Annotated in this window: 25 protein-coding genes and 1 tRNA gene; 14 read left to right on the top strand and 12 right to left on the bottom strand. The window is 69.0% G+C overall.

From position 1 onward, the window contains the following. Nucleotides 1-76: 76 nt before the first annotated feature. Together KZC51_RS09775 and KZC51_RS09770 are read left to right on the top strand one after the other, a co-directional pair. A complete protein-coding gene (locus tag KZC51_RS09775; protein WP_247629789.1) occupies nt 77-1,126 on the top strand; it encodes a YihY/virulence factor BrkB family protein in 1,050 nt (349 codons plus the stop codon). Nucleotides 1,127-1,143: 17 nt separating this feature from the next. Continuing rightward, the gene (locus tag KZC51_RS09770) at nt 1,144-1,875 is read left to right on the top strand and encodes an alpha/beta fold hydrolase (RefSeq protein WP_247629788.1); all 732 of its coding nucleotides are present in this window, start codon (nt 1,144-1,146) and stop codon (nt 1,873-1,875) included. A gap of 17 nt (nt 1,876-1,892) precedes the next feature. On the opposite strand, the gene KZC51_RS09765 is transcribed toward KZC51_RS09770, so the two are convergent. Beyond that, nucleotides 1,893-2,747: an LmeA family phospholipid-binding protein gene (locus KZC51_RS09765; RefSeq protein WP_247629787.1), complete on the bottom strand. Its 855-nt coding sequence runs from the start codon at nt 2,745-2,747 to the stop codon at nt 1,893-1,895. A 40-nt stretch (nt 2,748-2,787) separates the two neighbouring features. Continuing rightward, a complete protein-coding gene (gene argS, locus KZC51_RS09760; RefSeq protein ID WP_247629786.1) occupies nt 2,788-4,452 on the bottom strand; it encodes an arginine--tRNA ligase in 1,665 nt (554 codons plus the stop codon). A 70-nt stretch (nt 4,453-4,522) separates the two neighbouring features. Here argS and KZC51_RS09755 point away from each other — a divergent pair, with 70 nt between their 5' ends. After that, nucleotides 4,523-5,338, top strand: coding sequence for an SGNH/GDSL hydrolase family protein (locus KZC51_RS09755; RefSeq protein WP_247629785.1), 816 nt, complete (start codon nt 4,523-4,525; stop codon nt 5,336-5,338). A 16-nt stretch (nt 5,339-5,354) separates the two neighbouring features. Then, nucleotides 5,355-5,427: transfer RNA gene (locus KZC51_RS09750), tRNA-Arg, on the top strand. Nucleotides 5,428-5,488: 61 nt separating this feature from the next. Here the strand turns inward: KZC51_RS09750 and KZC51_RS09745 are convergent. Both KZC51_RS09745 and KZC51_RS09740 read right to left on the bottom strand, forming a co-directional pair. After that, nucleotides 5,489-8,053, bottom strand: coding sequence for an excinuclease ABC subunit UvrA (locus KZC51_RS09745; RefSeq protein ID WP_247629784.1), 2,565 nt, complete (start codon nt 8,051-8,053; stop codon nt 5,489-5,491). A gap of 62 nt (nt 8,054-8,115) precedes the next feature. Next, nucleotides 8,116-9,717 (bottom strand): DHA2 family efflux MFS transporter permease subunit, encoded by a 1,602-nt coding sequence (locus tag KZC51_RS09740; RefSeq protein ID WP_247629783.1) that lies wholly within the window; start codon nt 9,715-9,717, stop codon nt 8,116-8,118. 98 nt (nt 9,718-9,815) lie between these two features. On the opposite strand from KZC51_RS09740, the gene KZC51_RS09735 reads away from it, so the two are divergent. Beyond that, the gene (locus KZC51_RS09735; RefSeq protein WP_247629782.1) at nt 9,816-10,220 is read left to right on the top strand and encodes a hypothetical protein; all 405 of its coding nucleotides are present in this window, start codon (nt 9,816-9,818) and stop codon (nt 10,218-10,220) included. Here KZC51_RS09735 and KZC51_RS09730 read toward each other — a convergent pair. Then, a complete protein-coding gene (locus tag KZC51_RS09730; RefSeq protein WP_247629781.1) occupies nt 10,197-12,635 on the bottom strand; it encodes an HAD-IC family P-type ATPase in 2,439 nt (812 codons plus the stop codon). The genes KZC51_RS09735 and KZC51_RS09730 overlap by 24 nt on opposite strands. Nucleotides 12,636-12,735: 100 nt before the next feature. On the opposite strand from KZC51_RS09730, the gene KZC51_RS09725 reads away from it, so the two are divergent. The 4 genes from KZC51_RS09725 (at nt 12,736) to KZC51_RS09710 (ending at nt 15,169) form a co-directional block, all read left to right on the top strand. After that, a complete protein-coding gene (locus KZC51_RS09725) occupies nt 12,736-13,206 on the top strand; it encodes a MarR family winged helix-turn-helix transcriptional regulator (RefSeq protein ID WP_247629780.1) in 471 nt (156 codons plus the stop codon). A gap of 26 nt (nt 13,207-13,232) precedes the next feature. Beyond that, nucleotides 13,233-13,655: an organic hydroperoxide resistance protein gene (locus tag KZC51_RS09720; protein ID WP_247629779.1), complete on the top strand. Its 423-nt coding sequence runs from the start codon at nt 13,233-13,235 to the stop codon at nt 13,653-13,655. 25 nt (nt 13,656-13,680) lie between these two features. Then, nucleotides 13,681-14,658: a zinc-binding dehydrogenase gene (locus tag KZC51_RS09715; RefSeq protein WP_247629778.1), complete on the top strand. Its 978-nt coding sequence runs from the start codon at nt 13,681-13,683 to the stop codon at nt 14,656-14,658. Nucleotides 14,659-14,767: 109 nt separating this feature from the next. Then, nucleotides 14,768-15,169, top strand: a complete 402-nt coding sequence (locus KZC51_RS09710; protein ID WP_247629777.1) for a RidA family protein — start codon at nt 14,768-14,770, stop codon at nt 15,167-15,169. Nucleotides 15,170-15,182: 13 nt separating this feature from the next. Here KZC51_RS09710 and KZC51_RS09705 read toward each other — a convergent pair whose 3' ends face one another. The 4 genes from KZC51_RS09705 to KZC51_RS09690 all read right to left on the bottom strand — a co-directional run bounded on the left by KZC51_RS09705 (nt 15,183) and on the right by KZC51_RS09690 (nt 18,090). Then, entirely contained in the window at nt 15,183-15,575 is a 393-nt protein-coding gene (locus tag KZC51_RS09705; RefSeq protein WP_247629776.1) for a DUF1304 domain-containing protein, read from the bottom strand. A gap of 73 nt (nt 15,576-15,648) precedes the next feature. Then, on the bottom strand, nt 15,649-16,482 hold the full coding sequence (locus tag KZC51_RS09700; RefSeq protein ID WP_247629775.1) for a CPBP family intramembrane glutamic endopeptidase: 834 nt from the start codon (nt 16,480-16,482) through the stop codon (nt 15,649-15,651). Further along, complete coding sequence (gene trmB, locus KZC51_RS09695; RefSeq protein WP_247629774.1) at nt 16,479-17,204, bottom strand: tRNA (guanosine(46)-N7)-methyltransferase TrmB; 726 nt, start codon at nt 17,202-17,204, stop codon at nt 16,479-16,481. The genes KZC51_RS09700 and trmB overlap by 4 nt, the downstream gene beginning before the upstream one ends. 46 nt (nt 17,205-17,250) lie before the next feature. Beyond that, complete coding sequence (locus tag KZC51_RS09690; RefSeq protein ID WP_247629773.1) at nt 17,251-18,090, bottom strand: DUF3097 domain-containing protein; 840 nt, start codon at nt 18,088-18,090, stop codon at nt 17,251-17,253. 122 nt (nt 18,091-18,212) lie between these two features. Between KZC51_RS09690 and KZC51_RS09685 the strand changes: the two genes are divergently transcribed. The 4 genes from KZC51_RS09685 to KZC51_RS09670 all read left to right on the top strand — a co-directional run bounded on the left by KZC51_RS09685 (nt 18,213) and on the right by KZC51_RS09670 (nt 22,355). Next, the gene (locus KZC51_RS09685) at nt 18,213-20,255 is read left to right on the top strand and encodes a TPM domain-containing protein (RefSeq protein ID WP_247629772.1); all 2,043 of its coding nucleotides are present in this window, start codon (nt 18,213-18,215) and stop codon (nt 20,253-20,255) included. Nucleotides 20,256-20,310: 55 nt separating this feature from the next. Then, entirely contained in the window at nt 20,311-21,054 is a 744-nt protein-coding gene (locus KZC51_RS09680; RefSeq protein ID WP_247629771.1) for a PspA/IM30 family protein, read from the top strand. Nucleotides 21,055-21,117: 63 nt separating this feature from the next. Continuing rightward, nucleotides 21,118-21,921 (top strand): arginase family protein, encoded by an 804-nt coding sequence (locus tag KZC51_RS09675; protein WP_247629770.1) that lies wholly within the window; start codon nt 21,118-21,120, stop codon nt 21,919-21,921. Beyond that, a complete protein-coding gene (locus KZC51_RS09670) occupies nt 21,918-22,355 on the top strand; it encodes a Fe-S oxidoreductase (protein WP_247629769.1) in 438 nt (145 codons plus the stop codon). The genes KZC51_RS09675 and KZC51_RS09670 overlap by 4 nt, the downstream gene beginning before the upstream one ends. A gap of 3 nt (nt 22,356-22,358) precedes the next feature. Here the strand turns inward: KZC51_RS09670 and KZC51_RS09665 are convergent, their stop codons facing one another. From KZC51_RS09665 to KZC51_RS09655, 3 genes are read right to left on the bottom strand one after another with little or no spacing between them, the layout of a single operon-like run. Beyond that, complete coding sequence (locus KZC51_RS09665) at nt 22,359-22,835, bottom strand: SIP domain-containing protein (protein ID WP_247629768.1); 477 nt, start codon at nt 22,833-22,835, stop codon at nt 22,359-22,361. A gap of 52 nt (nt 22,836-22,887) precedes the next feature. Further along, nucleotides 22,888-23,613: a tyrosine-protein phosphatase gene (locus tag KZC51_RS09660; RefSeq protein ID WP_247629767.1), complete on the bottom strand. Its 726-nt coding sequence runs from the start codon at nt 23,611-23,613 to the stop codon at nt 22,888-22,890. Continuing rightward, a complete protein-coding gene (locus tag KZC51_RS09655) occupies nt 23,610-24,086 on the bottom strand; it encodes a carboxymuconolactone decarboxylase family protein (protein WP_247629766.1) in 477 nt (158 codons plus the stop codon). The genes KZC51_RS09660 and KZC51_RS09655 overlap by 4 nt, the downstream gene beginning before the upstream one ends. Nucleotides 24,087-24,257: 171 nt before the next feature. Here KZC51_RS09655 and KZC51_RS09650 point away from each other — a divergent pair, with 171 nt between their 5' ends. Further along, complete coding sequence (locus KZC51_RS09650; RefSeq protein WP_247630628.1) at nt 24,258-25,184, top strand: alpha/beta fold hydrolase; 927 nt, start codon at nt 24,258-24,260, stop codon at nt 25,182-25,184. The last annotated feature ends 2 nt before the right edge of the window (nt 25,185-25,186 follow it).

Raw genomic sequence — 25,186 nt, 5'->3', positions numbered from 1 at the left:
CACCTGCCCTTCCGTCATGGTGTCGTGCGGCGTCAAGCCCCTGGGACTCTCCCCCTCGGCCTCATAGGGTGGGGGCGTGGTGAACACCGAATCGCGATCCGAATCCCCCGCCCGTCCCGGCATCGTCGAGCGCGCGACCGGCCCGATCATCGCCTGGGCCCTCGGGCGCCGCTTGGTGCGAGCCGTCCTGCTCTACTCGGAGCGCCGCGGACCGATGCTCGCAGACAGCGTCACCTATCGCGCACTGTTCAGCGTCTTCGCCGGAGTGCTCCTGGGATTCTCCATCGCCGCGCTCTGGCTGGCGGGGAACCCGGTGGCATGGCAGGCGATCATCGACGCGGTGCAGTCCGTCGTGCCCGGGCTGATCGGCGAAGGCGGGGTGATCGACACCGACGCACTGAAAGCACCGGCCACCCTGTCGATCGCCGGAGTGATCTCGCTTGTCGCCCTCCTGGGTTCGGCGCTCGGGGCGATCGGATCGCTGCGCACGGCGGTCCGCGTCCTCGCCGGCACCGCGCACGACGACATCCTCTGGATCTGGGTACTGCTGCGCAACCTCGGCCTGGCGCTCGCGATCGGTCTCCTGTTCATCGCCGCGGCCTTGCTCACCTTCGCCGGGCAGCTCGGAGTCACCTGGTTCAGCGGTCTGCTCGGACTGCCCGACGATTCGCCGCTGGTGCTGTGGGGCGTTCGTCTGCTGTCGGTCCTGGTGGTCTTCGCGCTCGATGCGGTGCTCATCGCCGGCATCTTCCGCGTCCTGTCCGGCGTGCGGGCGTCTGCACGGTCGCTGTGGGTCGGCGCGCTCCTCGGCGCCGTCGGCCTCCTCGTGCTGCAGGAGCTCTCCGGGCTCTTCGTCGGAGGCGCGACGAGCAATCCGCTCCTCGCGTCGTTCGCCTCGCTGCTCGCCCTGCTGATCTGGCTGAACTTCTCGGCGCAGGTGATCCTGATCGCGTGCGCCTATGTCGTGACCGCCCATGAGGAGGCGAAGGATCGCGTGCACGCCCGCTTCGGCGCCACGACGTTCCCGCAGCGTCGCGTCCAGCGGGCGGAAGTCGATGTGCGCGTCGCGACCGCCGAGTTGCGTGCTGCCCAGGAGGCGCTGGCCGACAGCGCTCCCGGATCGTGACACTCGAAGGGAACCCGATGCACGTCGACCGGGTCGGGAGTCCCGGCGCACCTCCCCTGCTGCTCCTGCACGGAGGCGGGGTCGCTGGTTGGATGTGGGAGCCGACGCGTCGACACCTCACCGACGACCGCCGTCTCCTGATCCCCGATCTGCCCGGTCATGGGCGCAGCGCCGACCAGGACTATGTCTCTCATGACGACACGGTGCACCAGCTGGCTGCCGTCCTCGAGCGAGAGGAGCGTCCGGTCGCGGTGGCGGGCTTCTCGCTCGGCGCGCAGCTCGCCGTGCTGTTGGCGGCGCGACGCCCCGACCTCGTAGACCGCGTGGCCGTCGTCAGCGCCCAGACGGTCCCGCTCCGTGCGCCCGGTCCGATGCTCGCCCTCCTGCGCGTCACCGCCGGCCTCGCGAAACACGAATGGTTCGCCAGGATGCAGGCCTCGGCGCTGTTCGTGCCGGACGACCTGCTGCCCCGATACGTGCAGACGTCAGCCGGCATCTCCCGCGACACCCTGCTGCACGCCGTGGGCGACAACATCGCCTTCCGCGTGCCCGCGGGCTGGAGTGCCTTCCCCGGCCCCGCGCTGATCCTCGCCGGTGCGCGGGAGAAGCAGCTCATGAAGATCTCGGCCGCGCTCCTGCACGAAGCGCTCCCACAGAGCATCCTGGAGATCGTCGAGGGGTGCGGTCACGGCATCCCTCTGCAGCAGCCCGCGTGGTTCGCCCGACGGATCGAGGCCTGGCTCGGCTGACCGCGGCGCGCCGGCGCTCAGGAGGTCGGGCAGACGCCCTTCTCCAGCAGAGCCTCGTCCGTGACGATCGCACCGTTCACGTCGATGTCGATGACCGCCTCGCTGCCGACGATCTCAAGCCCCGTGAGCGTGAGGCCGGCGGGGAGCTGATCGGCGATGCAGATCTGCTGCGTCTGGGTGAGGGTCTCGCCCAATGAGCCCAACGTCGACCCGACCTGACCGGCATCGATCACGAGACCTCCCACGCTCAGCTCGACCGGGGTGAGTTCGAGATCGCCCTCCACCGCCCCGGGGGTGACGGTGAGCGAGACGGGGATGTCGATGCCGAGCACCGGGATCGTGCCGGAGACCGTGGCGTTCGGTGCGTCGAAGGCGACCGCGTCGACGGGCAGGTCCGTGTCGGCGAGGAGCGCGGTGAACTGGGTCTGATCGATGCGGATCGTTCCGGAGGCCCCGCCGAGGTCACCGCCGCGCAGCGGGACGCCGGTCGCAGTGACATCCGCGGCCCCGGTGATCCCCTCCAGCGTGACGGAGTCGGTCGACAGGTGCAGGCTGTCGAGCGTGCCGCCGATCAGCTGCGGCAGCAGGATGCCGTCGGCCTCGACGTCGAGCTGCTGATCGGCCGGCAGGTCCAGCTCGTCGACCACGAGTGAGCGCACGACTCCGGGGAGCACCGCGCGGGCGATGAACTCCGCGGCGACGACCAGCAGTCCCAGCACCACGACCACGATCAGCAGCACCCAGGGCCACCGGCGCCGCTTCGGCCGCGCGGCGACCTCGGCCGGCTCCGAGGCGTTCTGCCCGGGGATGACGAGGGTCTCGTGCGCGGCGGCGGCGTCCGGGTACGGCAGGGTCTGGTTGTCGTCGCTCATGCTGACATCCTGCCCTACCGCGCCCGATCGCCCCGGCGCGTCACATGCGTTCGGGTGCGGACACGCCCAGCAGATCGAGACCGTTGCGGAAGACCTGCCCGGCGGCGTCGTTCAGCCAGAGGCGCGTGCGGTGCACGCTCTCGATCGGGTCGTCGCCCTGCGGGATGACGCGGCAGTTGTCGTACCAGCGGTGGTACAGCCCCGCCAGCTCCTCCAGGTAGCGCGCGACGCGGTGCGGCTCGCGCACCTCCGCGGCGAACGCCACGATGCGGGGGAACTCCTGCAGCGCGCCGAGCAGTGCGGCCTCGGACTCGTGCGTGAGCGTCTCCGGTGCGAACTCGGACCGGTCGACGCCGGAGTCGCCGGCGTTGCGCGCCACGTTGTGGGTGCGCGCGTGGGCGTACTGCACGTAGAAGACCGGGTTGTCGTTGGTGCGCTTCTGCAGCAGTTCGGGGTCGAGGTCGAGCGGGGAGTCCGCCGGCGAGCGCTCGAGCGAATAGCGCAGCGCATCGGTGCCGAGCCAGTCGAGCAGATCGTCCATCTCGATGATGTTGCCGGCGCGCTTGCTGAGGCGGGCGCCGTTGATCGACACCATCTGACCGATCAGCACCTGGACGTTCTTCTCCGGATCCTCCCCCGCAGCGCCGGCGACGGCCTTGAGGCGGTGCACGTAGCCGTGGTGGTCGGCGCCCAGGAGGTAGATCTTGTTCTGGAAGCCCCGGTCGCCCTTGTTGAGGTAGTAGGCGGCGTCGGCGGCGAAGTACGTGTACTCGCCGTTCGAGCGGCGGATCACGCGGTCCTTGTCGTCGCCGAAGTCGGTGGTGCGCACCCAGACGGCGCCGTCGAGGTCGAAGACGTGCCCCTGCTCGCGCAGACGGTCGACGGCCCGGTCGATCAGGCTCGTGCCCGAGGCGTCCTTCGCGTGCAGCGTGCGCTCGGAGAACCAGACGTCGAAGGGCACATTGAAGCGATCGAGCGAGCTCTTGATCTCGGCGAGCTGGTACTCGTATGCCTGGTCCCGGGCGACCACGAGCTGCTCGTCGTGCGGAAGCTCGAGCAGATCTGGATGCGCGGCGAGCACCCGCTGCGCGAGGGTGGTGATGTACTGCCCCGGGTATCCGCCTTCCGGCGTCGGCTCGCCCTTGGCCGCCGCGAGCACCGAGGTCGCGAAACGCTCCATCTGCGCACCGGCGTCGTTGATGTAGTACTCACGGACGGCGTGGGCCCCGCTGGCGAGCAGCAGCCGGACGATCGAGTCGCCGAGCGCCGCCCAGCGCGTGTGGGCGATGTGCAGAGGACCGGTGGGGTTCGCCGAGACGAACTCCACGTTCACGCTGACCCCCTGCTGGGAGTCGTTCGTGCCGTAGGCGGGGCCGGCATCGACGATCGTCTGCGCGAGCGCACCGGCAGCTGCCGCATCGAGGCGGATGTTGATGAACCCGGGTCCGGCGACCTCGGCGCTGGCGACACCGTCGACCGCGGCGAGCCCGTCGGCGATCTGCTGCGCGAGCTCGCGCGGGTTCGTACCGAACTGCTTGGCCAGACGCATGGCGATGTTCGACGCCCAGTCACCGTGGTCGCGGTTGCGCGGACGCTCGAAGACGAGGTCGGCGGCGGTCAGTCCGAGCGGCTCGCCCGGGCGTCGCTCGTCTGCGAGGGGCGTGAGGACGGCGAGAAGGGCGTGGGCGAGCGTTTCAGGGTTCATAGGCTCCCCAGTTTACGGCGCGTGGCGGGCCGGAATTTGCGCCCGGGGATTCCTGATCTACTCTCATCCCATGAAGGCCCGTGTCACCCGCCACCCGCTGCGATCCGCAGGGGTCGCCGTCGCGCTGCTCCTCGTGCTCGCGGCAGTCGCGCTCGGCATGTGGCGACCGTGGGCTGCACTTCCCTCCGCCGCTCCGATCGGCGCCGCTGCACAGGGCGATGGAGCAGCACCGGCGGCGATCGCCCCGGCGCCTCTCGTGCTCCCTGAGCACCCCACCGTCCTCGTGTTCGGCGACTCCTGGACGTACGGGTCCGCGGCGACCGTCCGCACCGAGGGATACGCGTACCAGTTGGCAGGACTCCTCGACGGCGAGACCATCGTCGACGGTGTTCGCGGCAGCGGCTACCTCAAGCCGGGACTCGACGGCCCCACGTTCGGCGAGCGCATCGCCGCCCTCGACCCCGCCCTGACCCCCGACCTCGTCATCGTGCAGGGGTCGATCAATGATCGGGCACAGGGCGAGGCCGGCTACCGTGAGGCCGTCACCTCCGCCTGGGATGCGCTGACTGCCAAGTACCCGGAGGCCACGATCGTCGTGCTCGGGCCGGCGCCGCACGAGCTTCCCGTCGGAGCCGCGACGACGCGCATCGACGCCGACCTCGCCGAGCTCGCCGCTGCCCGCGGCTGGTGGTACATCTCCCCCATCGCGCAGGACTGGATCACCGAGGAGAACTACCTCGACGTGATCGACGTCGACCTGGGACGCAAGCACCCCTCCACCGCAGGGCACCGTTATCTGGCAGAGAAGGTCGCTGCGGCGTTGACCGAACTGACCGGCGCGCCCGTCACCGAGGCCGGCGGGTCGGAGACCACCCCCGAGCAGTGATATTGTCGATCGGTACGCCTCCGTAGCTCAGTGGATAGAGCGCCGGTTTCCGGTACCGTAGGTCGCAGGTTCGACTCCTGTCGGGGGCACAACACACATATGAAGAAGGACCGTCCGTGAGGGCGGTCCTTCTTCACATCCGGGGCGTCGTCACCGCGGGAGTCGCGCGGCCAGATACGGACCGGTGCGGCTGGCGGGATCACTCGCGATCGCGTCCGGAGTCCCCGCGGCGACGATGCGGCCTCCGGCGTCGCCCCCGGAAGGGCCGAGGTCGATCACCCAGTCGGCGGCCGCGACCACATCCATCTCATGCTCGACGACCACGACCGTGTTGCCGGCATCGACGAGCGACTGCAGTTGCGCGAGCAGCAGTCGCACGTCGGCGGGATGCAGACCTGTCGTCGGCTCATCCAGCAGATAGAGCGTGTGACCGCGCTGCACCCGCTGCAGCTCGGTCGCCAGCTTGATCCGTTGCGCCTCGCCGCCCGACAGCTCCGTCGCCGGCTGGCCGAGGCGCAGGTAGCCGAGTCCGACGTCGAGGAGAGCGCGAAGGCTGCGCGCTGCCGCGGGAACGCCGGCGAGGAACTCCGACGCCTGCTCGACCGTCAACGCGAGGACGTCGGCGATCGTCTTGCCCTCGAACCTGATCTCGAGCGTCTCCGCGTTGTACCGTGCGCCGTGGCAGGTGGGGCAACGTCCGTAGCTGCCGGGGAGGAACAGCAGCTCCACCGACACGAACCCCTCACCCAGGCAGGTCTCGCAGCGTCCGCCGGCGACGTTGAACGAGAACCGTCCGGCCGTGTAGCCGCGCTCCCTGGCGAGGTCGGTGCGGGCGAACTCCGCGCGGACCGCGTCGAACATGCCCGTGTAGGTCGCGAGGTTCGAGCGTGGTGTGCGTCCGATGGGCTTCTGGTCGACGCGCACCAGCCGATCGACGTGCTCCAGACCCGTCGCACGTCGGAAGAAGAGCGCGTCGACGCCGGTATCGGCGATCGTCGCCTCGGCGATTCCCGCGCCGTCTCCGGGAACAGCGGTCGACGTCGCATCGTCGTCAGTGTCCTCGGTGAAGCCGTCGCCGTCCGCACGTAGATGATCGCGCACGACATCGCGGAGCACCCGGCTCACGAGCGTCGACTTGCCCGACCCCGAGACCCCGGTGACGGCGACGAAAGCGCCCACGGGGACGGAGACGTCGACGTCGGTGAGGTTGTGCACCGTGATGCCCTCGATGGTGAGCCAGTCCTTCGGGGCGCGCACGGCGCGACGGATCTCGGCCACCTCGCTGTGCTCGGAGAACAGGAACGGGCGGGTCACGGACGACTCGACGGACGCGAGTCCCTCGACCGCACCGCTGTAGAGCACCTCACCGCCGCCCTCGCCGGCCCCGGGACCGACATCGACGATCCAATCGGCATGTCGGACGATGTCCATGTTGTGCTCGACCACGAAGACGGAGTTGCCCGAGCGCTTGAGCTGCTCCAGGACCTCGAGCAGGGGCTCCGCATCGGCAGGATGCAGACCGGCGGACGGTTCGTCGAGCACGTAGATGACGCCGAAGAGTCCCGACCTCAGCTGCGTCGCGAGCCGCAGTCGTTGCATCTCGCCGGGTGAGAGCGTCGTCGTCACGCGACCGAGCCCGAGGTAGCCGAGTCCGAGGTCTGTGAGAACGGTGATGCGTTCCAGGAGGTCTGTGGTGAGCGCGACCGCGACATCGGTGCGCTCACCGGAGAGAGTCGTCGGCAGTGCGGGGGCGGCGTCGGTGAGCAGTGTGGTCGGCCGCAGCACCTCGGCGAGCTCGGTCATCGGGAGCGCGTTGAGCTCAGCGATCGTCCGGCCGGCGAACGTCACAGCCAGCGCTTCGCGGCGAAGACCGGTGCCGTGGCAGAGCGGGCAGCGTCCAGACCGGACGAACGGCAGCACCTTCGCGCGCATCGTCGCGCTCTGGGAGTCGGCGAGCGTGTGGAAGACGTACTTCTTCGCGCTCCAGAACCGTCCTTTGTACGGCTTGGCGACGCGGTCCCGCTGCGGGGTGATCTCGACGACCGGTTGTTCATCCGTGAACAGCAGCCACTCCCGGTCCTCCTGCGGCAGATCCCGCCACGGACGATCGACGTCGTAGCCGAGCTTGATGGTGATGTCGCGCAGGTTCTTGGCCTGCCAGGCTCCCGGCCAGGCGGCGATCGCCCCGTCGCGGATGCTGAGAGACGGGTCGGGAACGAGGGAGTCCTCGGTGACGCTGTGCGCGACACCGATTCCGTGACATTCCGGGCATGCACCGGCTGCCGTGTTCGGCGAGAACGCGTCGGAGTCCAGCCGCGTCGTGAAGCCCTCAGGGAAGGTTCCGGCGCGCGAGAACAGCATCCGCAGGGAGTTCGAGAGCGTGGTGACCGTACCGACGCTCGACCGGGCGCTGGGGGCACCGCGCCGCTGCTGCAGCGCGACCGCCGGCGGGAGGCCGGTAATCGAGTCGACATGCGGATCGTGGCCCTGCTGGATGAGACGCCGCGCGTACGGCGCGACGGATTCGAGGTAGCGACGCTGCGCCTCGGTGAAGATGGTGCCGAAGGCGAGCGACGACTTTCCCGACCCGGAGACTCCGGTGAACGCGACGATGCTGTCGCGCGGCACGTCGACGTCCACGTTGCGGAGGTTGTTCTCCTTGGCGCCACGAACGCGGACGAACGGGTCGGTCACATCGCTCGGGGTGGCAGGCATCGGTCGAGTGTAGCCGCCGGCTGCTGAGGCTCGGCCGGGTACGCGGGCTGCGCCTCGCGATCTCACGTCGCGCTCGGGGTGTCCTCCTCGCGGCGAACACTCGCGGTCGCACCGAGCGAAATGGTCGAGAGCAGGCCGAGCGCCAGGAAGCCGGCGGCCGTCCACGCGGCGTAACGGGTGCCGTCCGAGAAGGCGGCCTTCGCGTAGGCGGCGATGTCTGCCGTCTCCGGTTTGGCTTCCAGTCCCGAGATCGCTGCCCCGGCGCTGTCGACCACGGCCGAGACGACCTGATCCCGCTGCGCGGCGGGGAGACCGCGTTCGTCGAGCGACGAGGAGAGGATGCCGGCCGTGCTGCTGAACAGCACGGTGCCGAGGATCGCGACGCCGAGCGCGGCTCCCAGCTGCCGGGAGGTGGACTGGGTACCAGACGCCGCACCGCTGTCGGCGACCGGCACATCCGCCAACACGACGCCGGTGAGCTGCGCGGTGGCGAGTCCCACGCCGAGACCATAGATGAAGAGGAACGGAGCGATCGGCACCCACGATGCATCGGGGGCGATCAGGAAGCCGATGCCGGCCACGCCGACGATCTCCGCGAGGAGGCCGACACGGACGATCCAGACCGGCGCGATCTTTCCGCTGGACGCACCGGCAGCACCGCTGGCGACGAAGGAGCCGCCTGCGAGAGCGAGCAGCAGAAGTCCGGTCTGCAACGCATCGAAGCCGAGGACGAACTGGAGCCAGAGCGGCAGCGCGAGGATGATGCCGAACTCCCCCAGCGAGACGACACCGGCCGCGATGTTGCCGTTGCGGAACGAACGGATCGAGAAGAGTCGCAGCGCGAGCAGCGTCGACTGTCCTCTGCGTTGGCGGCGCACTCCCCAGCCGATGAAGGCGACGAGCCCCGCGACCGCCACGGCGAACGCGAACGGGATGGGCGACAGATCCCCCGGCCAGGTCCAGTCGCCGATCTGCGGACGCTGGTCGACGAGCCACCATCCATAAGTGCGCCCCTCGATGAGCCCGAACACCAGGCTTCCCATCGTCACGACGGAGAGAAGCGCACCGACGCCGTCGATTCGGTCCGTGCGGTCGCTGCGGGACTCGGCGACGGTCAGCAGCACCCCGATCACGATGATGATGCCGAGCGGGATGTTGATGCCGAAGGCCCATCGCCAGGAGAAGGCGGTCGTCAGCCATCCGCCGAGCAAGGGACCGACGGCCGCCATTCCGCCGATCGTCGATCCCCAGACGGCGAACGCGATGCCGCGCTCGCGTCCGCGGAAGGTCGCGTTGATGATCGACAGCGTCGTCGGCAGGATCATGGCGCCTCCGACACCCTGCGCGAGGCGCGCGAGGATGAGCATGCCGCCGTCGGGCGCGAGTGCCGCGAGCACGGAGGATGCGCCGAAGAGGATGACGCCCGTGAGCATCACGCGCCGACGCCCGAACCGGTCGGCCAGGCTTCCGAAGACGAGCAGCAGCGCGGCGAACACCAGCGTGTACGCCTCCTGCACCCACTGCACCTCGGTCGAGGTGATGCCCAGGTCCTCCACGATCGCCGGAATGGCGACGTTGACGATGGTCGAGTCGACGATGATCAACGACACCGCGATGCTGATGAAGACCAGCCCCACCCAGCGCAAACGAAGATAGCGATCCATGTTTGCTAGATTAGCTAGGTAATAGCCAGGTTTCCATACCGCGGTCCCAGGGTTTCATGCACTCGGCCACCGCTCCCCCTTCCTTGTACAGTGAGCGCGTGGACCAGTCGCCCCAGCACCGCATGCGAAGACGGCCCGTGGTCGTCACGGTCGTCGTGATCCTGGTCGTGCTCAGCGGCCTGTCGAACACCCTGCTCGGCATCGCCGTGCTCCTGAGCCGCTACCAGGTCCCCGATGCGGATGTCCTGCCCGTCTCGCTCATCGGCGCCGCCGTGATCCTGTTCGGGCTGCTCACGCTCGCCGTCGCCGCCGCGGTCGGTCGAGGCAGTCGTCTGGCCCGGCTGCTGCTGACGATCTACCTCGCGGTCCAGCTCGTACTGCACGCCGTGACGGCCGCCACGACCGACTGGGATTGGGCGGTCTTCGCACAGGCAGCGGTCGAGGTCCTGCTGCTGGTGGCGCTGTGGGCGCCGCCGGGCTCACGCCACTTCGCCGACCGCTGACTTCGCGAGCACGCGGCGGTGAACCAGCCGCACGACCTCGATCGCCAGCACCGTGAGGACGGTGATGATCGCGATCAGGTAGGCGGCCTCTTCGCCCGGATCGATGAGCTGGAAGAACGCGGTCGAGAGCGGCACCGTGAACAGCGTCGCCAGCGCGATGAACATCGCCCCCACCACCAGCACCTTGTAGCGGTTGAGTGGACGTGCCAGCACCGCGAGCACCCAGATCCCGACGATAGCGAGGATGATCGTGGAGCCGGTCCGCAACTGCGGCTCGCTGACGCCGAGCGACATCGCGGACCGCGTGTACACCGTGAGAGCGATGGCGATCACCAGGCCAGCCGGGATCGCGAATGTCAGCGAACGGCGGAGGAACCCCGGCATGTAGCGCTGGGTGTTGGGCATCAGCGCGAGGAAGAAGGCTGGGATGCCGATCGTCAGCCCGTCGGTGATCGAGAGCTGCCTCGGCAGGAACGGGAACTCCAGCACCATGATGCCGAACAGCACCGCGAGCGTCGTCGCGTAGATCGTCTTGGTGAGGAACAGCATCGAGACCCGCTCGATGTTCGCGATCACCTGTCGTCCCTCCGCGACAACATCGGGCAGGTGGGAGAACTGCCCGTCCAGCAGCACGAGCCGGGCGACGGCCTTCGTCGCGGGAGAGCCTGAGTTCATCGCGATGCCGATGTCGGCTGTCTTGATCGCGAGCGCGTCGTTCACGCCGTCACCGGTCATCGCGACCGTGTGCCCGCGGCCCTGCAGGGCGATCACCATCCGCTTCTTCTGCTCCGGTGTCACCCTGCCGAACACCGTGTGCGATTCCAGGACGTCGCTCAGCTCGGCATCGTCTTCGGGGAGACGGCGGGCGTCATACCCGTCGCTGACGTCGAGGCCCACCTGGCGCGCGATCGCGGCGACCGTGCGCGGGTTGTCCCCGGAGATCACCCGCACCCCCACGCCCTGATCCCGGAAGTACGAGAGCGTCTGGGCCGCGTCGGGTCGCACCTTCTCGCTGAAGGTGATCACGGCGACCGGCGCGAGATCGTCCGGCAGGGATTCCGCCTTCTGAGCGGCCAGCGAGTACGGCGCTCGGCTGACGGCGAGCACGAGCGTGCGCAGCCCCTCCGCCGCGAGCCGTGTGACCGCCTCTCCGACCGCGGTACCGGCATCCGTCGCGACGTCGCCCAGCACCATCTCCGGCGCGCCGAGCACCCAGACCTCGCCGGGGCCCTCCTCGAGCGCGAGGGCGCTCCACTTCCGCGCGGACGAGAACGAGATGTAGACGGATGCCTCGGACGGTGCCGAGACCGGATACGGCGAGCGCAGACACCGGGCTGTGGCATTCGCATCGGGAGCAGCGCCGAACCACGCGAGCGCATCGTCCCATCCGGCGGCTTCCGGATCGAGACGCTCGAGGTCACGATAGGCCAGCTCGCCCTCGGTGAGAGTACCCGTCTTGTCGAGACAGATGACGTCGACGCGCGCGAGCCCTTCGACCGCGGGCAGCTCATTCACGAGCACTTGCCTGCCGGCGAGACGTGCGGCACCGACCGCGAACGCGATCGAGGTCATCAGTACGAGCCCAAGCGGGATCATCGCCGTCAGGGCCGAGATCGTGTTGACGATCGCCTGGGGCCAGGTGCCGCTCCGCCAGGCCGACACCCACCCGCCCGCGACCATCACCTGCGCGTTGAGCACGAGGAAGCCGATCGGACCGATCCCCCAGCCGACCCACTTCAGCACGCGGTCGACCGAGGTGCGCAGTTCCGAGGCCACCAGTGAGAACCGCTTCGCCTCCGCCGCGAACGTGTTGGCGTACGAGTCCGCACCGACCCGGATCGCCCGGGCGACGCCATCGCCCGCCACGACGATCGAGCCGGACAGCGCGTCAGCGCCCTCCTGCTTGTCGACAGCGTCCGATTCACCGGTGAGCATCGACTCGTCGATCTGGAGGGCGCGGTGCTCCAGCACCACGGCGTCGGCGGTCACCTGGTCCCCGGCCCGCAGGATCAGGATGTCGCCGCGCACGACCTCCGCCGGGGCGATCTCGACCTCCTGTCCCTCTCGCCGCACTCGTGCGCGAGGGGCGTTCAGCAACGCGAGGCGGTCGAGGGACGCCTTGGCGCGGAACTCCTGCCAGCATCCGATGATCGCGTTGCCGAATGCGGCGAGACCGAACAGGGCATCCTGCCAGCGCCCCAGGAGCAACAGCACCAGGAAACAGGCACCGACGATGCCGTTGAAGAGGGTGAAGACGTTCGCGCGGACGATGTTCCAGGCGCTTCTGCTGGAGTCGCCCGTGAATGCGTTCGTCTCGCCCGCCGCGGTCAGTCGAGCGACCTGCGCGGAGGAGAGCCCGGTGCAGGGGTCGGCGTCCGTCTCGTCTGCATCCGTCACCGACACTGTGGCCTCCATGCGCTCACTGTATCGACGCGTCCGGCTGGCGCACCAGCAGGGCCACGCCGAAGAACGCGATTGAATTGTGCACAACTCAATCGCGTGCAATACTTGAGCTATGGCCGTGACCGATGAGATGGTGTGTTTCTCGTTGTACTCCGCCGCCCGCGCCACCACGCAGGCGTATCGCGCCTTGCTCGCCCCCTGGGGGCTGACGTATCCGCAGTACCTGGTGCTCGCCATCCTGTGGCACGAGGGCGAGCAGACGATCGGCTCTCTGGGAGACGCCATGCAGCTCGACTCCGGAACACTCTCCCCTCTCGTGCGCCGCCTCGAGCAGGCGGGCCTGGTGGCCAAGACGCGCAGCCCACAGGATGAGCGGGTCGTCATGGTGCAGCTCACGGCCGCCGGCCAGGCGCTCCGCACCGACCTGGCGAAGATCCCCGCGCAGATCGCACAACTCTCCGGCATCCGCGATGATGCGCACCGCCGACGGCTCATCTCAGAACTCCACGAACTGACCGCTCTGCTCCAGAGCGGCACCTCGACGTCCGTCGCCGGCGCCACCGCGCCGCGCGCCGGCGAATGACCACCCTCCCGGAAGGAAACCCCTCAATGGAAGCTCTCTACACCGCAGAAGCCCTCGCCACCGGCGCCGGCCGCAACGGACACGTCGCCACGGACGACGGTCGCGTCGAGTTCGATCTCGCGATCCCGAAGGCGATGGGCGGCAGCGGCGACGGGGCGAATCCCGAGCAGCTCTTCGCCGCCGGGTATGCCGCATGCTTCCACTCCGCGCTGCAGTCCGTCGCGCGCGCACAGAAGGTGAAGATCGGCCACAGCTCGGTCGGTGCCCGCGTGCAGATCGGGTCGAACGGCGCCGGCGGATTCGGACTCGCGGTCGAGCTCGAGGTGGTCATCCCCGAGCTTCCGCACGAGCAGGCGCAGGCGCTCGCCGACGCCGCGCACCAGGTGTGCCCGTACTCGAACGCGACGCGCGGCAACATCGACGTCGCGATCACCGTGTCAGACGACTGATCTCGCGAAGGATAGGAACCTCATCATGCGTGCACTCATCCATTCCCGGTTCGGCGAAGCCGAAGACGTCCTTGCGGTCGAGGAGCGCCCCGTTCCGGAACCCGGAGCAGGGCAGGTCCGCCTGCGTATCGTCCTCTCCCCCATCCACAACCATGACATCTGGACCGTCCGCGGCACCTACGGCTACAAGCCCGAGCTCCCGGCGGCCTCCGGCACCGAGGCGCTCGGCATCGTCGACGCGCTCGGCGAGGGCGTCGAACACCTCACCGTCGGGCAGCGCGTCGCGACCGGCGGCACCTTCGGCGCCTGGGCTGAGTACATCGTGGCGAACGCTGCCGGACTCATCCCGGTCCCGGACGCGCTCTCCGATGAGAGCGCTGCCCAGCTCGTCTCGATGCCGTTCAGCACGATCAGCCTGCTGCAGTTCCTCGACGTGAACGAGGGCGACTGGATCGTCCAGAACGCAGCGAACGGGGCGGTCGGACGTATGCTCGCGCAGCTCGGCGCCGCCCGCGGTGTTCACGTGCTCGGACTGGTACGCCGCGCCGAGGGCGTCGAAGAGCTGCGCGCCCAGGGCATCGAGAACGTCATCTCCACCGATCAGGACGACTGGCGCGAGCAGGCCGCTCGTCTCACCGGCGGCGCACCGATCGTCGCCGGCGTGGACTCGGTCGGCGGCTCGGCCTCCGGCGACGTGCTCTCGCTGCTCAGCGAGGGTGGCACACTCGTCGCCTTCGGAGCGATGAACTCTCCCGTCATGGAGATCGCCTCCTCCGATGTGATCTTCAAGCAGGCCATCGTCAAGGGCTTCTGGGGCAGCAAGGTCATCCAGCAGCTCGATGCCGCCACGCGGGGAGCCCTGTTCGGCGAACTGATCCAGCGCGTCACCGACGGGACGCTGACGCTACCGGTCGCCGGAGTGTTCGACGCCGCAGACATCGCCGACGCCGTGCGTCTCAGCAAGACGCCTGGTCGCGTCGGCAAGGTGCTCGTGCGGTTCTGATCGTGTGATCGGAAGGGCCGTCCGTACGCGGGCGGCCCTTTCTTCTGCGCGCTCGGCGGGGCACACGCGGCCCCTTGCCGATGTCCGAGGCCCGGCGCACACTCTCCGCATGGACATCACACTCATGCAGCCGCCAGGGCTCGTCGTCAGTCCCGCGTTCAGCCACGTCGCGGTCGTTCCCCCCGGCGCCACCACCATCTACGTCGGCGGGCAGAACGGCGTCGATGACACCGGCGCCCTCGTCTCCGACGATGCGGCGGAGCAGTCGCTTCGCGCCGTCGACAACGCCAGAGTCGCACTCGAGGCCGTCGGGGCGGGGCTCGACGACGTGATCAGCTGGACGGTGCTGATCCACCAGGATGCCGACCTGCGTGCGGCATACGGCGCGGTGGCGTCGACGCTCGCCCGCGAAGGAGCGCCGCCGCTGGTGACGGCCGCCCTCGTCGCCGGGCTGGGCGTGCCGGGCGCGCTGATCGAGGTGAGCGCGGTCGCCGCGGTGATCCGCGGCTGAGCGCCCGGACCGTTCAGCCGATCGCGACGCCGACAGCGGTCGCGATGACCGCGAGCAGCGGCAGCGTTCCCTGCATCGCGGCGGCGCGAAGCTTGGTGCGGTCAGAGAGCACGAGCACCAGTGCCGCCGCGACCATCATGCCGGTGCCGGCGAAGACGAGGGTCAGACCGACGGTCGAGAACCCGACGATCGTCAGCCCGATGCCCAGGAGCGCGGTGAGTGCGAGGAACAGGTTGTAGAAGCCCTGGTTGAACGCAAGGCCTTTCATCGTGATGGCATCCGCTTCCGTCGCGACGCCGAAGATCTTCCTCGTCTCGGGCTCGGTCCACTTCAGCGACTCGAGCGCGAAGATGAACACGTGGAAAGCGGCAGCAGCCGCGGCGAGGACCAGACCGACGATGAGCATGTGCTGATTGTCCCGCGCCGGGGTGCTGCGCAGCAAACCTGGGGTGCGCGCGGCGAGTCCGGGCGGCCGACCTCTAGACGAGGAAGATCGGCAGCAGGCCGGGATTGTGGGCGTGCACCAGCACGGCGAAGACGACGGCATCGAACAGCAGATGCACGGTGACCACGTAGGCCAACGAGTGTGTGCGCAGGAAGATGAATCCCTGCAGCAGCGCGAACGGGATCGTCAGCAACGGTCCCCACTCCCGGTAGCCGAGCTCCCAGAGGAACGACACGAACACGATCGCCTGCAGGATGTTCGCGAGCGCATCCGGGAAGTGCCGACGCAGTAGCGCGAAGACGGTGCAGATGAAGAACAGCTCATCCCAGATGCCGACGGCGCCCACCCCGACGAACAGCCGGGCGATCAGGTCCGGGGTGTCGACGACGGGCCAGTTCTGATAAACCCCGCTGGTGATGAAGTAGAAGGGCAGGATCAACCAGCCCAGCACCAGGACGGCCACCAGCCATCCCCATTGCAGCCGCCCCCAGCGACGATGCGTGCGCCATGGGAAGGCGATGGCGCGGTCACGGTACAGGTAGCGGGAGACCACATACGGCACGGCGACCGCTCCTCCGAGCGCGAGCGTGAAGCGCAGCATCGCCAGGTTGTCGAGCTCTGCTGCCAACGGGATCACGCTCACGATCAGCAAGCCGACGGCGATCAACGAGAGATCGCGGGTGAGCGAAGGACCAGGCGCCGCCACGCGTCCGCGCTCCATGCACCACGCCGCCGCGAGACCGAGCGCCAGCAGCATCCACCCCAGCCAGGGGATCTCGAGCACGAAGAATGCGGGCGCCGCGGCGCACACGAGGATCGCGGGGGCGATGCCCGGCCAGACCCTCGTCGCGCTGTGCACGTCGTTCATGCGCGCGGGCGGCGCCGGTAGGTCAGATCACGGATGTCTCGACCCTTCGCGATGCCCTTGCGCTCGAACGCCGTCATCACGCGCCCGTCGAACCGCTCCGCCCATTCGCCCTCGAAGGCCCGCTCGAACAGCGGATCCGCGTCGAGCACGTCGCGCATCTGCAGCGCGTAGTCTTCCCAGTCGGTGGCGAGGCGCAGCAGCCCGCCGTCGCGCAACGCCCGCGCGGCGGTGGCCCCGAAGCCGGACCGGACGAGACGACGCTTGGTGTGCTTCTTCTTGTGCCACGGATCGGGGAAGAAGATCCAGACTTCGCGGGCCCCAGCCTCCGGCAGATACGACGAGAGCACCTCAGGGGCGTTCGCCTCGACCACGCGCAGATTGCGTGCTCCTTCGCGATCGGCATCGAGCATCGTGCGGGCGAGCCCCGCACGGAAGACCTCGACCGCGAGGAAGTCGTCATCCGGCCGTGAGGTCGCGGCGGCCACGATGGCGTGTCCTTGGCCGGAGCCGATCTCGACGTACAGGTCGGCGTCGCGGGCATACTCCGCGGCAGGATCGAGTCGTGCCTCCGGGTGCACCGATGTCCAGGCGACGTCGCGCGGCACGTCGAGGAGGTAGTGCGGGGCCAGCTCGGAGAAGGCGCGCTCCTGCGCCTCGGACATCCGGCCGCTCCGGCGCACGAAGGACACCGGCTCGTCACGGAAGGTGCGGGGTTCAGGCATGCCTCCAGGGTAGCCGGGGACGCTGCAACGTCCGCGCCACCGCTGGTCAGGCCTGCGGTGGCGTCACGAAGTCGATGAGCTCCTCGACACGGCCGAGCAGCGCGGGCTCCAGATCGCGGTACGTGTGCACCTTGCTCAGGATGTGCTGCCATGCGCGACCGGTGTCGGCCGTCGTCTCGTGCGGCCAGCCGAAGGCCTGGCAGATCCCGGTCTTCCAGTCCGTTCCGCGCGGGATCTCCGGCCACCGTGCGACCCCGAGTGCCCGCGGGGTGACGCACTGCCAGACGTCGACGAACGGATGCCCGACGATGAGCACGTGCTTCCCGTGCCGTCCGCGCGCGACGGCCTCGGCGATGCGCGACTCCTTCGATCCGGGAACGAGGTGATCGACCAGCACCCCGTAGCGCCGTTTCGCACTCGGGGGTTCGGCATCGAGCAGTTCATCGAGCAGATCGACGCCCTGCAGGAACTCGACGACGACGCCCTCGACGCGCAGGTCCGCACCCCACACCTTCTCGACGAGCTCCGCATCGTGCTTGCCCTCGACCAGGATGCGGCTGGGCAGCGCTACGCGAGCGCGCTGATCCGCAACGGCGAACGATCCGGAAGCCGTGCGCCGCGTGCCCTGCGGTGCCGCGGCCGGAACGGTGAGACGCACGGCGCCACCGTCGATCAGGAAACCGCCGCCGAGGGGGAAGAGGCGCTTGCGGCCGAGGCGGTCCTCAAGTTCCACGGTGCCGCCCTGCACCCGCGTCACCGCTCCACAGAAGCCGTCGTCCGCGACCTCCACCACGAGATCGATCTCTGCGGGCACCTCCGGCACCGGCTTCGCGGCGCGCTCGCGCCATCCCGCTGCCAGCACATCCGATCCGTACCTGTCGTCCATGCCTTCCAGCGTATGTGCCTCCGCTGAGGGCGAACGGCGATCCGCCGCGGGAAGCTGTCGCGTGTCGGGGTCTGTGCATAGACTCGGCACATGGGGTACGGCGGTCAGTCGGAGGGAACACGATGAGGTCTCGGTGGCTGGCAGCGGCTGCGGTCGTGACGGCAGTTTTCGCGGGAATGATGAGCGCCACCACCGCATCGGCAACGGACCCGCTGACACTCGACTCCGGATACGTCACCGACAGCGCGGGCGTCCTGAGCGCCGACCAGTCGACCGCCGTGGAGGCACGGCTTCAGGAGCTCACCGCGAACTCCACATCGGACCTGTTCGTGGTGCTCGTCGACGAGTTCACGTCCCCGAGCGATCGGATCGAGTGGGCCGACACGGTCGCGGAGAACAATAATCTCGGCCCCGAGCAGTATCTGCTGGCCATCGCGGTCGATCAGCGCAGCTACTACATCTCCGCGGCGGCGGACGGTCCGCTCAGCGGGAGCAAGCTCGACGACGTCGAGCAGAAGATCCAGCCGCTGCTCGCGCAGAACGACTGGTCAGGGGCGATCATCCTCGCGGCGGATGAGATCCAGGGAGATGGGGGCGCCGGTGCCTTACAGGTGTTCCTCATCATCCTCGCGATCATCGCCGTCGCAGCCCTGCTCTGGGCGATCATCGCTCTTGTGCGCCGCCGACGTCGCGCGGCCGCGATCCGCAAGCGCGGGGCCATGCCCGAGACCCCCGATCCGAACGACCCGTTCTCCACACTCACCGACGACCAGGTGGCGAACCAGGCGGCTCTGGCGCTCGTGCAGGCCGACGACGCGATCACGTCCAGCCGCGAGGAGCTCGGGTTCGCGGTCGCCCAGTTCGGCGACGCAGCCACCGCCGAGTTCACGCATGTCGTGGAAGCGGCGAAGACCAAGATGACGGAGGCGTTCGACCTCAAGCAGAAGCTCGACGACGAGATCGAGGACACGGTCCAGGATCGTCGCGCCTGGAACATCCGCATCATCAAGATCGCCGATGAGATCGACGATCTGCTCGATGACAACACCGAGGCCTTCGACGAGCTCCGCAAGCTGGAGCAGAACGCACCGGACGAACTGGAGCGGGTGCGGGCGGAGCGCGCAGCACTGCAGCTCCTCCTCGCCAGCGCACCCGCCACGTTCGCGGCGCTGGTCGCCACCTACGATCCCGCAGTCCTGGCCACTGTGGCAGAGAACCCCGCCCAGGCTCAGGAGCGCGCGGCCCTCGCGGATCGGTCGATCGACGCCGCAGCGCTGGCCATCGCCGAGGGGAAGTCCGGTGAGGCCGCGTTCGCGATCCGCACGGCGGAGCAGTCGGTCGCCCAGGCGGCGCAGCTCGTGCAGGCGATCTCCGGGCTCGGGGCGGACTTGGCCGCCATCGAGACACAGGCTCAGGCGCTCGTCGCCGAACTTCAGAACGATGTCGCGACGGCGCAGCAGCTTCCCGACCCGCAGGGCGCCGTGGCCGCCGCCGCGTCGTCGACGCTCCAGCAGCTCCAGCGGGCGCAGTCCGACCTCACCGTGCCTCCCCGGAACCCGCAGCGGGCGTTCGAGGCCCTGACCGCGGCCAACACCCAGATCGATGGGGCCATCGCCCAGGGGCGTGAGAGTGTCGAACGGGCGCGCCGGGCGCAGCAGATGCTCGAGCAGACCTTGGCCCAGGCGGGATCCGAGATCCGCACAGGACGAGAGTTCATCGAGACCCGCCGCGGCACGGTCGGGTCGACTGCCCGCACGCGTCTCTCCCAGGCCGACGCGAGTCTCACCCAGGCTCTGAGCCTGCGTGAGACCTCCCCCGAGGCCGCTCTGACCGAGGCGACCAGAGCACTCGACCTCGCCCGGCAGGCGATCGCTTCCGCGTCCGCAGACGTCTCCGCGTACAACTCGCGGGGCTATGACGACAGCGGCTGGGGCACCGGACCGTTCGGCGGAGGGTCCGGCTCGGGCGGCTCCGGGATCGCCGGCGACATCCTGGGCGGCATCATCGGCGGACTTCTCTCCGGCGGCGGAGGTGGCGGTCGCTCCTCGTCGCGCAGCAGCAGCTGGCGTTCGAGCGGTGGCGGCGGTTTCCGCAGCTCCGGTTTCGGAGGAGGGGGCCGGTCCGGAGGTGGCCGCAGCGGCCGTTCCGGAGGGGGACGCTTCTGAACTTCATAGACACATCACGCAGACTTCGACTCAGACCATCTGAAAGGAATCACCCATGACCAAGCAGTCCATCTTCGGACGTATCTCGACCCTCGTCCGCGCGAACATCAACTCCCTCCTGGACTCCGCGGAAGATCCGCAGAAGATGATCGACCAGCTCGTTCGCGACTACACGAACAGCATCGCCGACGCGGAGTCCGCGATCGCCGAGACGATCGGAAACCTGCGTCTGCTCGAGCGCGACCATGAGGAAGACGTGCAGTCCGCGACCGAATGGGGCAACAAGGCGCTGGCCGCCAGCCGTAAGGCCGACGAGATGCGCAAGAGCGGCGACACCGTCGACGCGGACAAGTTCGACAACCTCGCCAAGATCGCTCTGCAGCGCCAGATCAGCGCTGAGCGCGAGGCGACCAGCGCCGAGCCGCAGATCGCCGCGCAGACCGAGATCGTCGACAAGCTCAAGAGCGGCCTCAACGGCATGAAGGACAAGCTGGTCGAGCTCAAGAACAAGCGCAGCGAACTCCTCGCACGCGCCAAGGTGGCCGAGGCGCAGACCAAGGTGCAGGATGCTGTCAGCTCGATCAACGTGCTCGACCCCACGAGCGAACTGGGCCGTTTCGAAGACAAGGTCCGTCGCCAGGAGGCCATCGCCCAGGGCAAGATCGAGCTCGCGGCGTCGAGCCTCGACGCCCAGTTCGAGAGCCTGGAAGACCTGGGGGAGCTGACCGAGGTCGAGGCTCGCCTCGCCGAGCTGAAGGCCGGCAGCACCGCACCGCGCACGGCCATCGAAGGCTCCTGACACCCCTCTGATGCCCCGGGCCCCGCGCCCGGGGCATCAGCACTTCAATTCCCGGAGGCACCCATGGTGCGATTCCTCGTCGTCCCGCAATGGCAGGGCTCGCCGGCACCGCGAGCGATGCTCCTCGTCGACGGCGCTTCAGCCATCGCCGGAGATCTCCCCCGCGCCGCCACGACCGTGCTCGATGTGCCGGTCGAGGCCGGAGAATCGCTCGGCACCGGTGTGCGCCGACTCAGCGCGTTGCTGCGCACGCGGGAGGAGATCGCGTCTCACATCACGAACGACACGATCGTCATCGGCGGCGACTGCAGTGTGACGGTTGCGGCGCTCGAGGCGCTCCCGGGCGGCACCGACGACATGGCGGTGGTGTGGTGCGATGCCCACGCCGACATGCACACCCCGGACACCTCGCCGTCCGGTGCCTTCTCCGGGATGGCACTGCGCGCTCTCCTCGGCGACGGTGAAGGGCAGCTCGCGCTCTCGCCGGGGATCGCGCGTGAGCGTATTGTGACGGTGGGCATGCGCACCCTCGACGATGCCGAAGTCGAGCAGATCGCCCCCTTCGCAAACCTCTCGGTCAGCGACCTCGATGAACCGGACTCCCTCGTCGCAGCCGTACGCGCGACCGGAGCGAGCCGTGTCTGGGTGCACATCGACGTCGATGTGCTCGATCCCGCCGACTTCTCGGGGGTCTCATCCCCGGCACCCTTCGGCCTCTCCCCGTCGGCTCTGAGCGCCGCCATCCGACGTCTGCGCGAACACGTCCCGCTCGCCGGCGCCACGATCGCCGGTTTCGCCCCGCGTTCGCCCGTCGACGCGGTGGACGACCTCGGCGCGCTCCTGCGCCTCGTCGGGGCTGTCGCGTGAGCGTGGACTGGCGCCCCGCGGCCGACGAGGCCCTGGCGCGCGGTCGACGGTTCGACCGCCGCATCCCGTCCTTCCTGCTGCGCTCGCCCCTCAGCCGCGTCGGCTACTGGTGGGGAACGTCCGTCGGATGGATCTGGGGCGCGATCTGGTCCACCGGTCCGGTGGAGCGCCGGGCGGGGCTCTGGGTGTTCCGCGGCATGCCCGAGTGGACCTTCAATCGCGGAGGCGTCTGCGTCGGCGGCTGCTTCCTCACCGGCGATGCGCGACCGACCGATGCGGTGCTGCGCCACGAGGCCGTGCACAAGGCGCAGTGGCTGCGTTATGGATTCCTGATGCCGGTGCTGTACCTGTTCGCGGGACGCGACCCGCTGCGCAACCGTTTCGAGATCGAAGCGGGACTGGAGGACGGCAACTACGTGCGACGCACGCGCTGAGGCTCAGCGCTCCGACGGCAGCAGCCCGAAGCGTTCCGGGGCGTGGATCATCCCGGCCTCGATGCCGAGCGTCGCGGTCAGATGGTCGACGATGTCGGCCGTTCCCAGGTAACCGCCCAGGAGCGTGACGTGCGTCTCGGTGCCCTCTTCGTCGTCGCACAGCATCTCGTCGGCCCAGGCGCAGGTCGCCCGGGCGAGAGCCTCTCCCGGTGCGCAGGAACGACCGGAGCCCGGAGCTCCGCTCCGGGCTGAGCGAGCGAGCCAGGTCACCGTCATGCGGCCCGGCGCGTCGATCACGCCGATGTCGCCGGCCTCGGGAACCTCGATGAAGATCCGTCCCGATGCGCACAACGGCAGAGTGGTCAGAAAGACCTCGAGCTCGGCGAGCGACTGCTCATCGGCCGTCACCAGGTGGTGAGCACGTCGACGAGCGGCACGGCGCTCAGCGCGCGTGCTGCGGACATCGAGAGAGGTTTCCATGGTGCATCCATCGTACACCAAGTGAAGGCTTGCCTAACCTGACTACGACCCCTCAGTCCCGAGAATCATCTGTCTGCTCGACCAGGGTGCGGATGAGGGCATCCAGCTCGTCCTGACGCAGCCCGTGCGCGAGCAGGTAGCCGGCGGCCGATCCCCATCGCTCATCGACCTGCTCCAGCAGGCGTCGCATCACCGGAGCAGGTGACTGCGTCGCGAGCGCGACAGCATGAACGGCTTCCGGATGCTGCGCCCGGAGGTACTCGACGATGCGCTGCGACCGCTGCGCGGGGAGCTGCGATTCGGTCAGAGCGTAGTCCGCGACGACCGCTTCCCGATCAGCACCCACTGCCGAGAGGGCCAGCGCGACGGTCACGCCGGTGCGATCCTTGCCCACCGTGCAGTGCACGAGGGTCGGCTCCCCCGCCGCGATGATGCGGATCGCATCGACGAGGCGCTCGCTGCTCTCCTCGAGCAGGTGCAGGTAGAGCTCATCGAGGCTCGTATCCGACTCGAAGAACGACCGGACCGATCCGAGGAACAGCGGCAGGTGGGTGGTGTCGGGGCCTTCGATCTCCGAAGGCTCGGCAGCGACCTCCTCCCCGTCGCGCAGATCGACGATGTGGCGCACGCGCGTGCGCAGCTCGGCGGCGCCGGCCGTCGTCGCACCGGAGAGCTGGCCGGAGCGCAACAGCACTCCGGGACGGATGCGCCCGCCTGCCGCAGGAATCCCCCCGACATCGCGGACGTTGTTGACGCCGCCGACATCGAGGATCGTCATGCCTGCGCCTGTGGCGTGCGCGCGGGCACCGGGTACCGTCCTGCGATGACGATGCGGTTGAACGCGTTGATCGAGACGCAGGCCCAGCTCAGCGCCGCGTACTCCTTCTCGGTGAAGACGCTCCCGACCCTGTCGTACACCTCGTCGGAGACACCCTCATCGGCGATGAACGTGAACGCCTCGGCAAGCTCGAGCGCCGCGCGCTCGCGCTCGCTGAACACCCCGCTCTCACGCCACGTGGGGATCTGGGTGAGGGTGTCAGTGTCGACGCCCGCGGCGAGCGCGCGATCCACATGGATCCGCGCGCAGAACGCGCAGCCGTTCAGCTGGGAGCAGTGGATCATGACCAGCTCCTTGAGACGCTCGTCGATTCCATTCGCCGCGCAGATCTCGCCGACGGTGCGAGCGAAGGCGTCGAGCGCCTGGTACGCGGCCGGCTCGGTCTTGGACAGGTGCACTCGCGTCTCGCTCATGTCTCCATGATATTCAACGCGTCGGCCCGCTGCGGCGGATGCGCCCGTTGCAGGAAAATGCAGAATGCTGCCTCAAGCCACTCTTTGTTAATCATCACGCAAAGAAACAAGTGGTAATCAATTGTCACATTGCTCTCGCATTTCCGACCCGGCGGGAAACGGGCGCAGAATATCCACGTGGCGATCGACATCACTGAGTTCAGCTATCTTCCCGCACAGGCCGACGCGTTGGGCGTTCCCGTGCCCCCGGTCGAGCGGCTGACTCTCTCCCTCCCGGATGGACGGACTCTGAGCGCTCTGCGCTTCGGCTCGGAGTCGCCGCGCGTCACGCTCCTCCACGGAGCGGGCCTCAACGCCCATACCTGGGACACCACGGCACTCGCGGCGCAGCAGCCGCTCCTCGCGATCGATCTCGCGGGCCACGGCGACTCCTCATGGCGCGACGACCTCGACTACACGCCGCGCACGCTGGCGGCCGACGTCGCGCTCGCTCTCGACACGTGGACGACCGAGCCGCAGCTCGTCGTCGGACAGTCCCTGGGCGGACTCACCGGCGCCGCCCTCGCCTCCGCCCGCCCTGACCTCGTCGCGGAGCTCGTGGTCGTCGACATCACCCCGGGCATCGATACCTCGGCCGGACCCGCTGCACTGCGCGAGTTCTACGCCGGTCCGACCGACTTCGCGACGCGTGATGAGCTCGTCGACCGGGCCATCTCGCTCGGCTTCGGGGGGACCCGGCCGGACACCGAGCGCGGCGTCTTCCTGAACACCCGTGTGCGCCCCGACGGCCGAGTGGAGTGGAAGCACCACTTCGCCCACCTCGCGGCCCAGGCGCTCTCCGCGCACGCCCCCGGTTCCGAGGCTGCTCCGTCCGCACTGCACGAGACCGGCTGGGACGATCTCGCCGGAGTCAGTGCTCCGCTCACCCTGGTTCGCGCCGCGCGAGGCTTCGTGAGCGAGGCGGATGCCGCGGAGCTGCAGCAGCGTCTGCCCGCCGCTCGCGTCGTCGTCGTCGACGCGACGCACAACGTACAGGAGACCGCCCCGCGGGAGCTGGCCGCACTCATCGCAACCGCGTCAGCGCGCTCCGCTTTGTGACG

Origin of the sequence: Microbacterium croceum, assembly GCF_023091245.1 — a bacterium.
Classification (GTDB): Bacteria; Actinomycetota; Actinomycetes; order Actinomycetales; family Microbacteriaceae; genus Microbacterium; species Microbacterium croceum.
The sequence above is the reverse complement of the archived record's forward strand: the minus strand, read 5'-3'. Positions and strand labels throughout refer to the sequence as shown.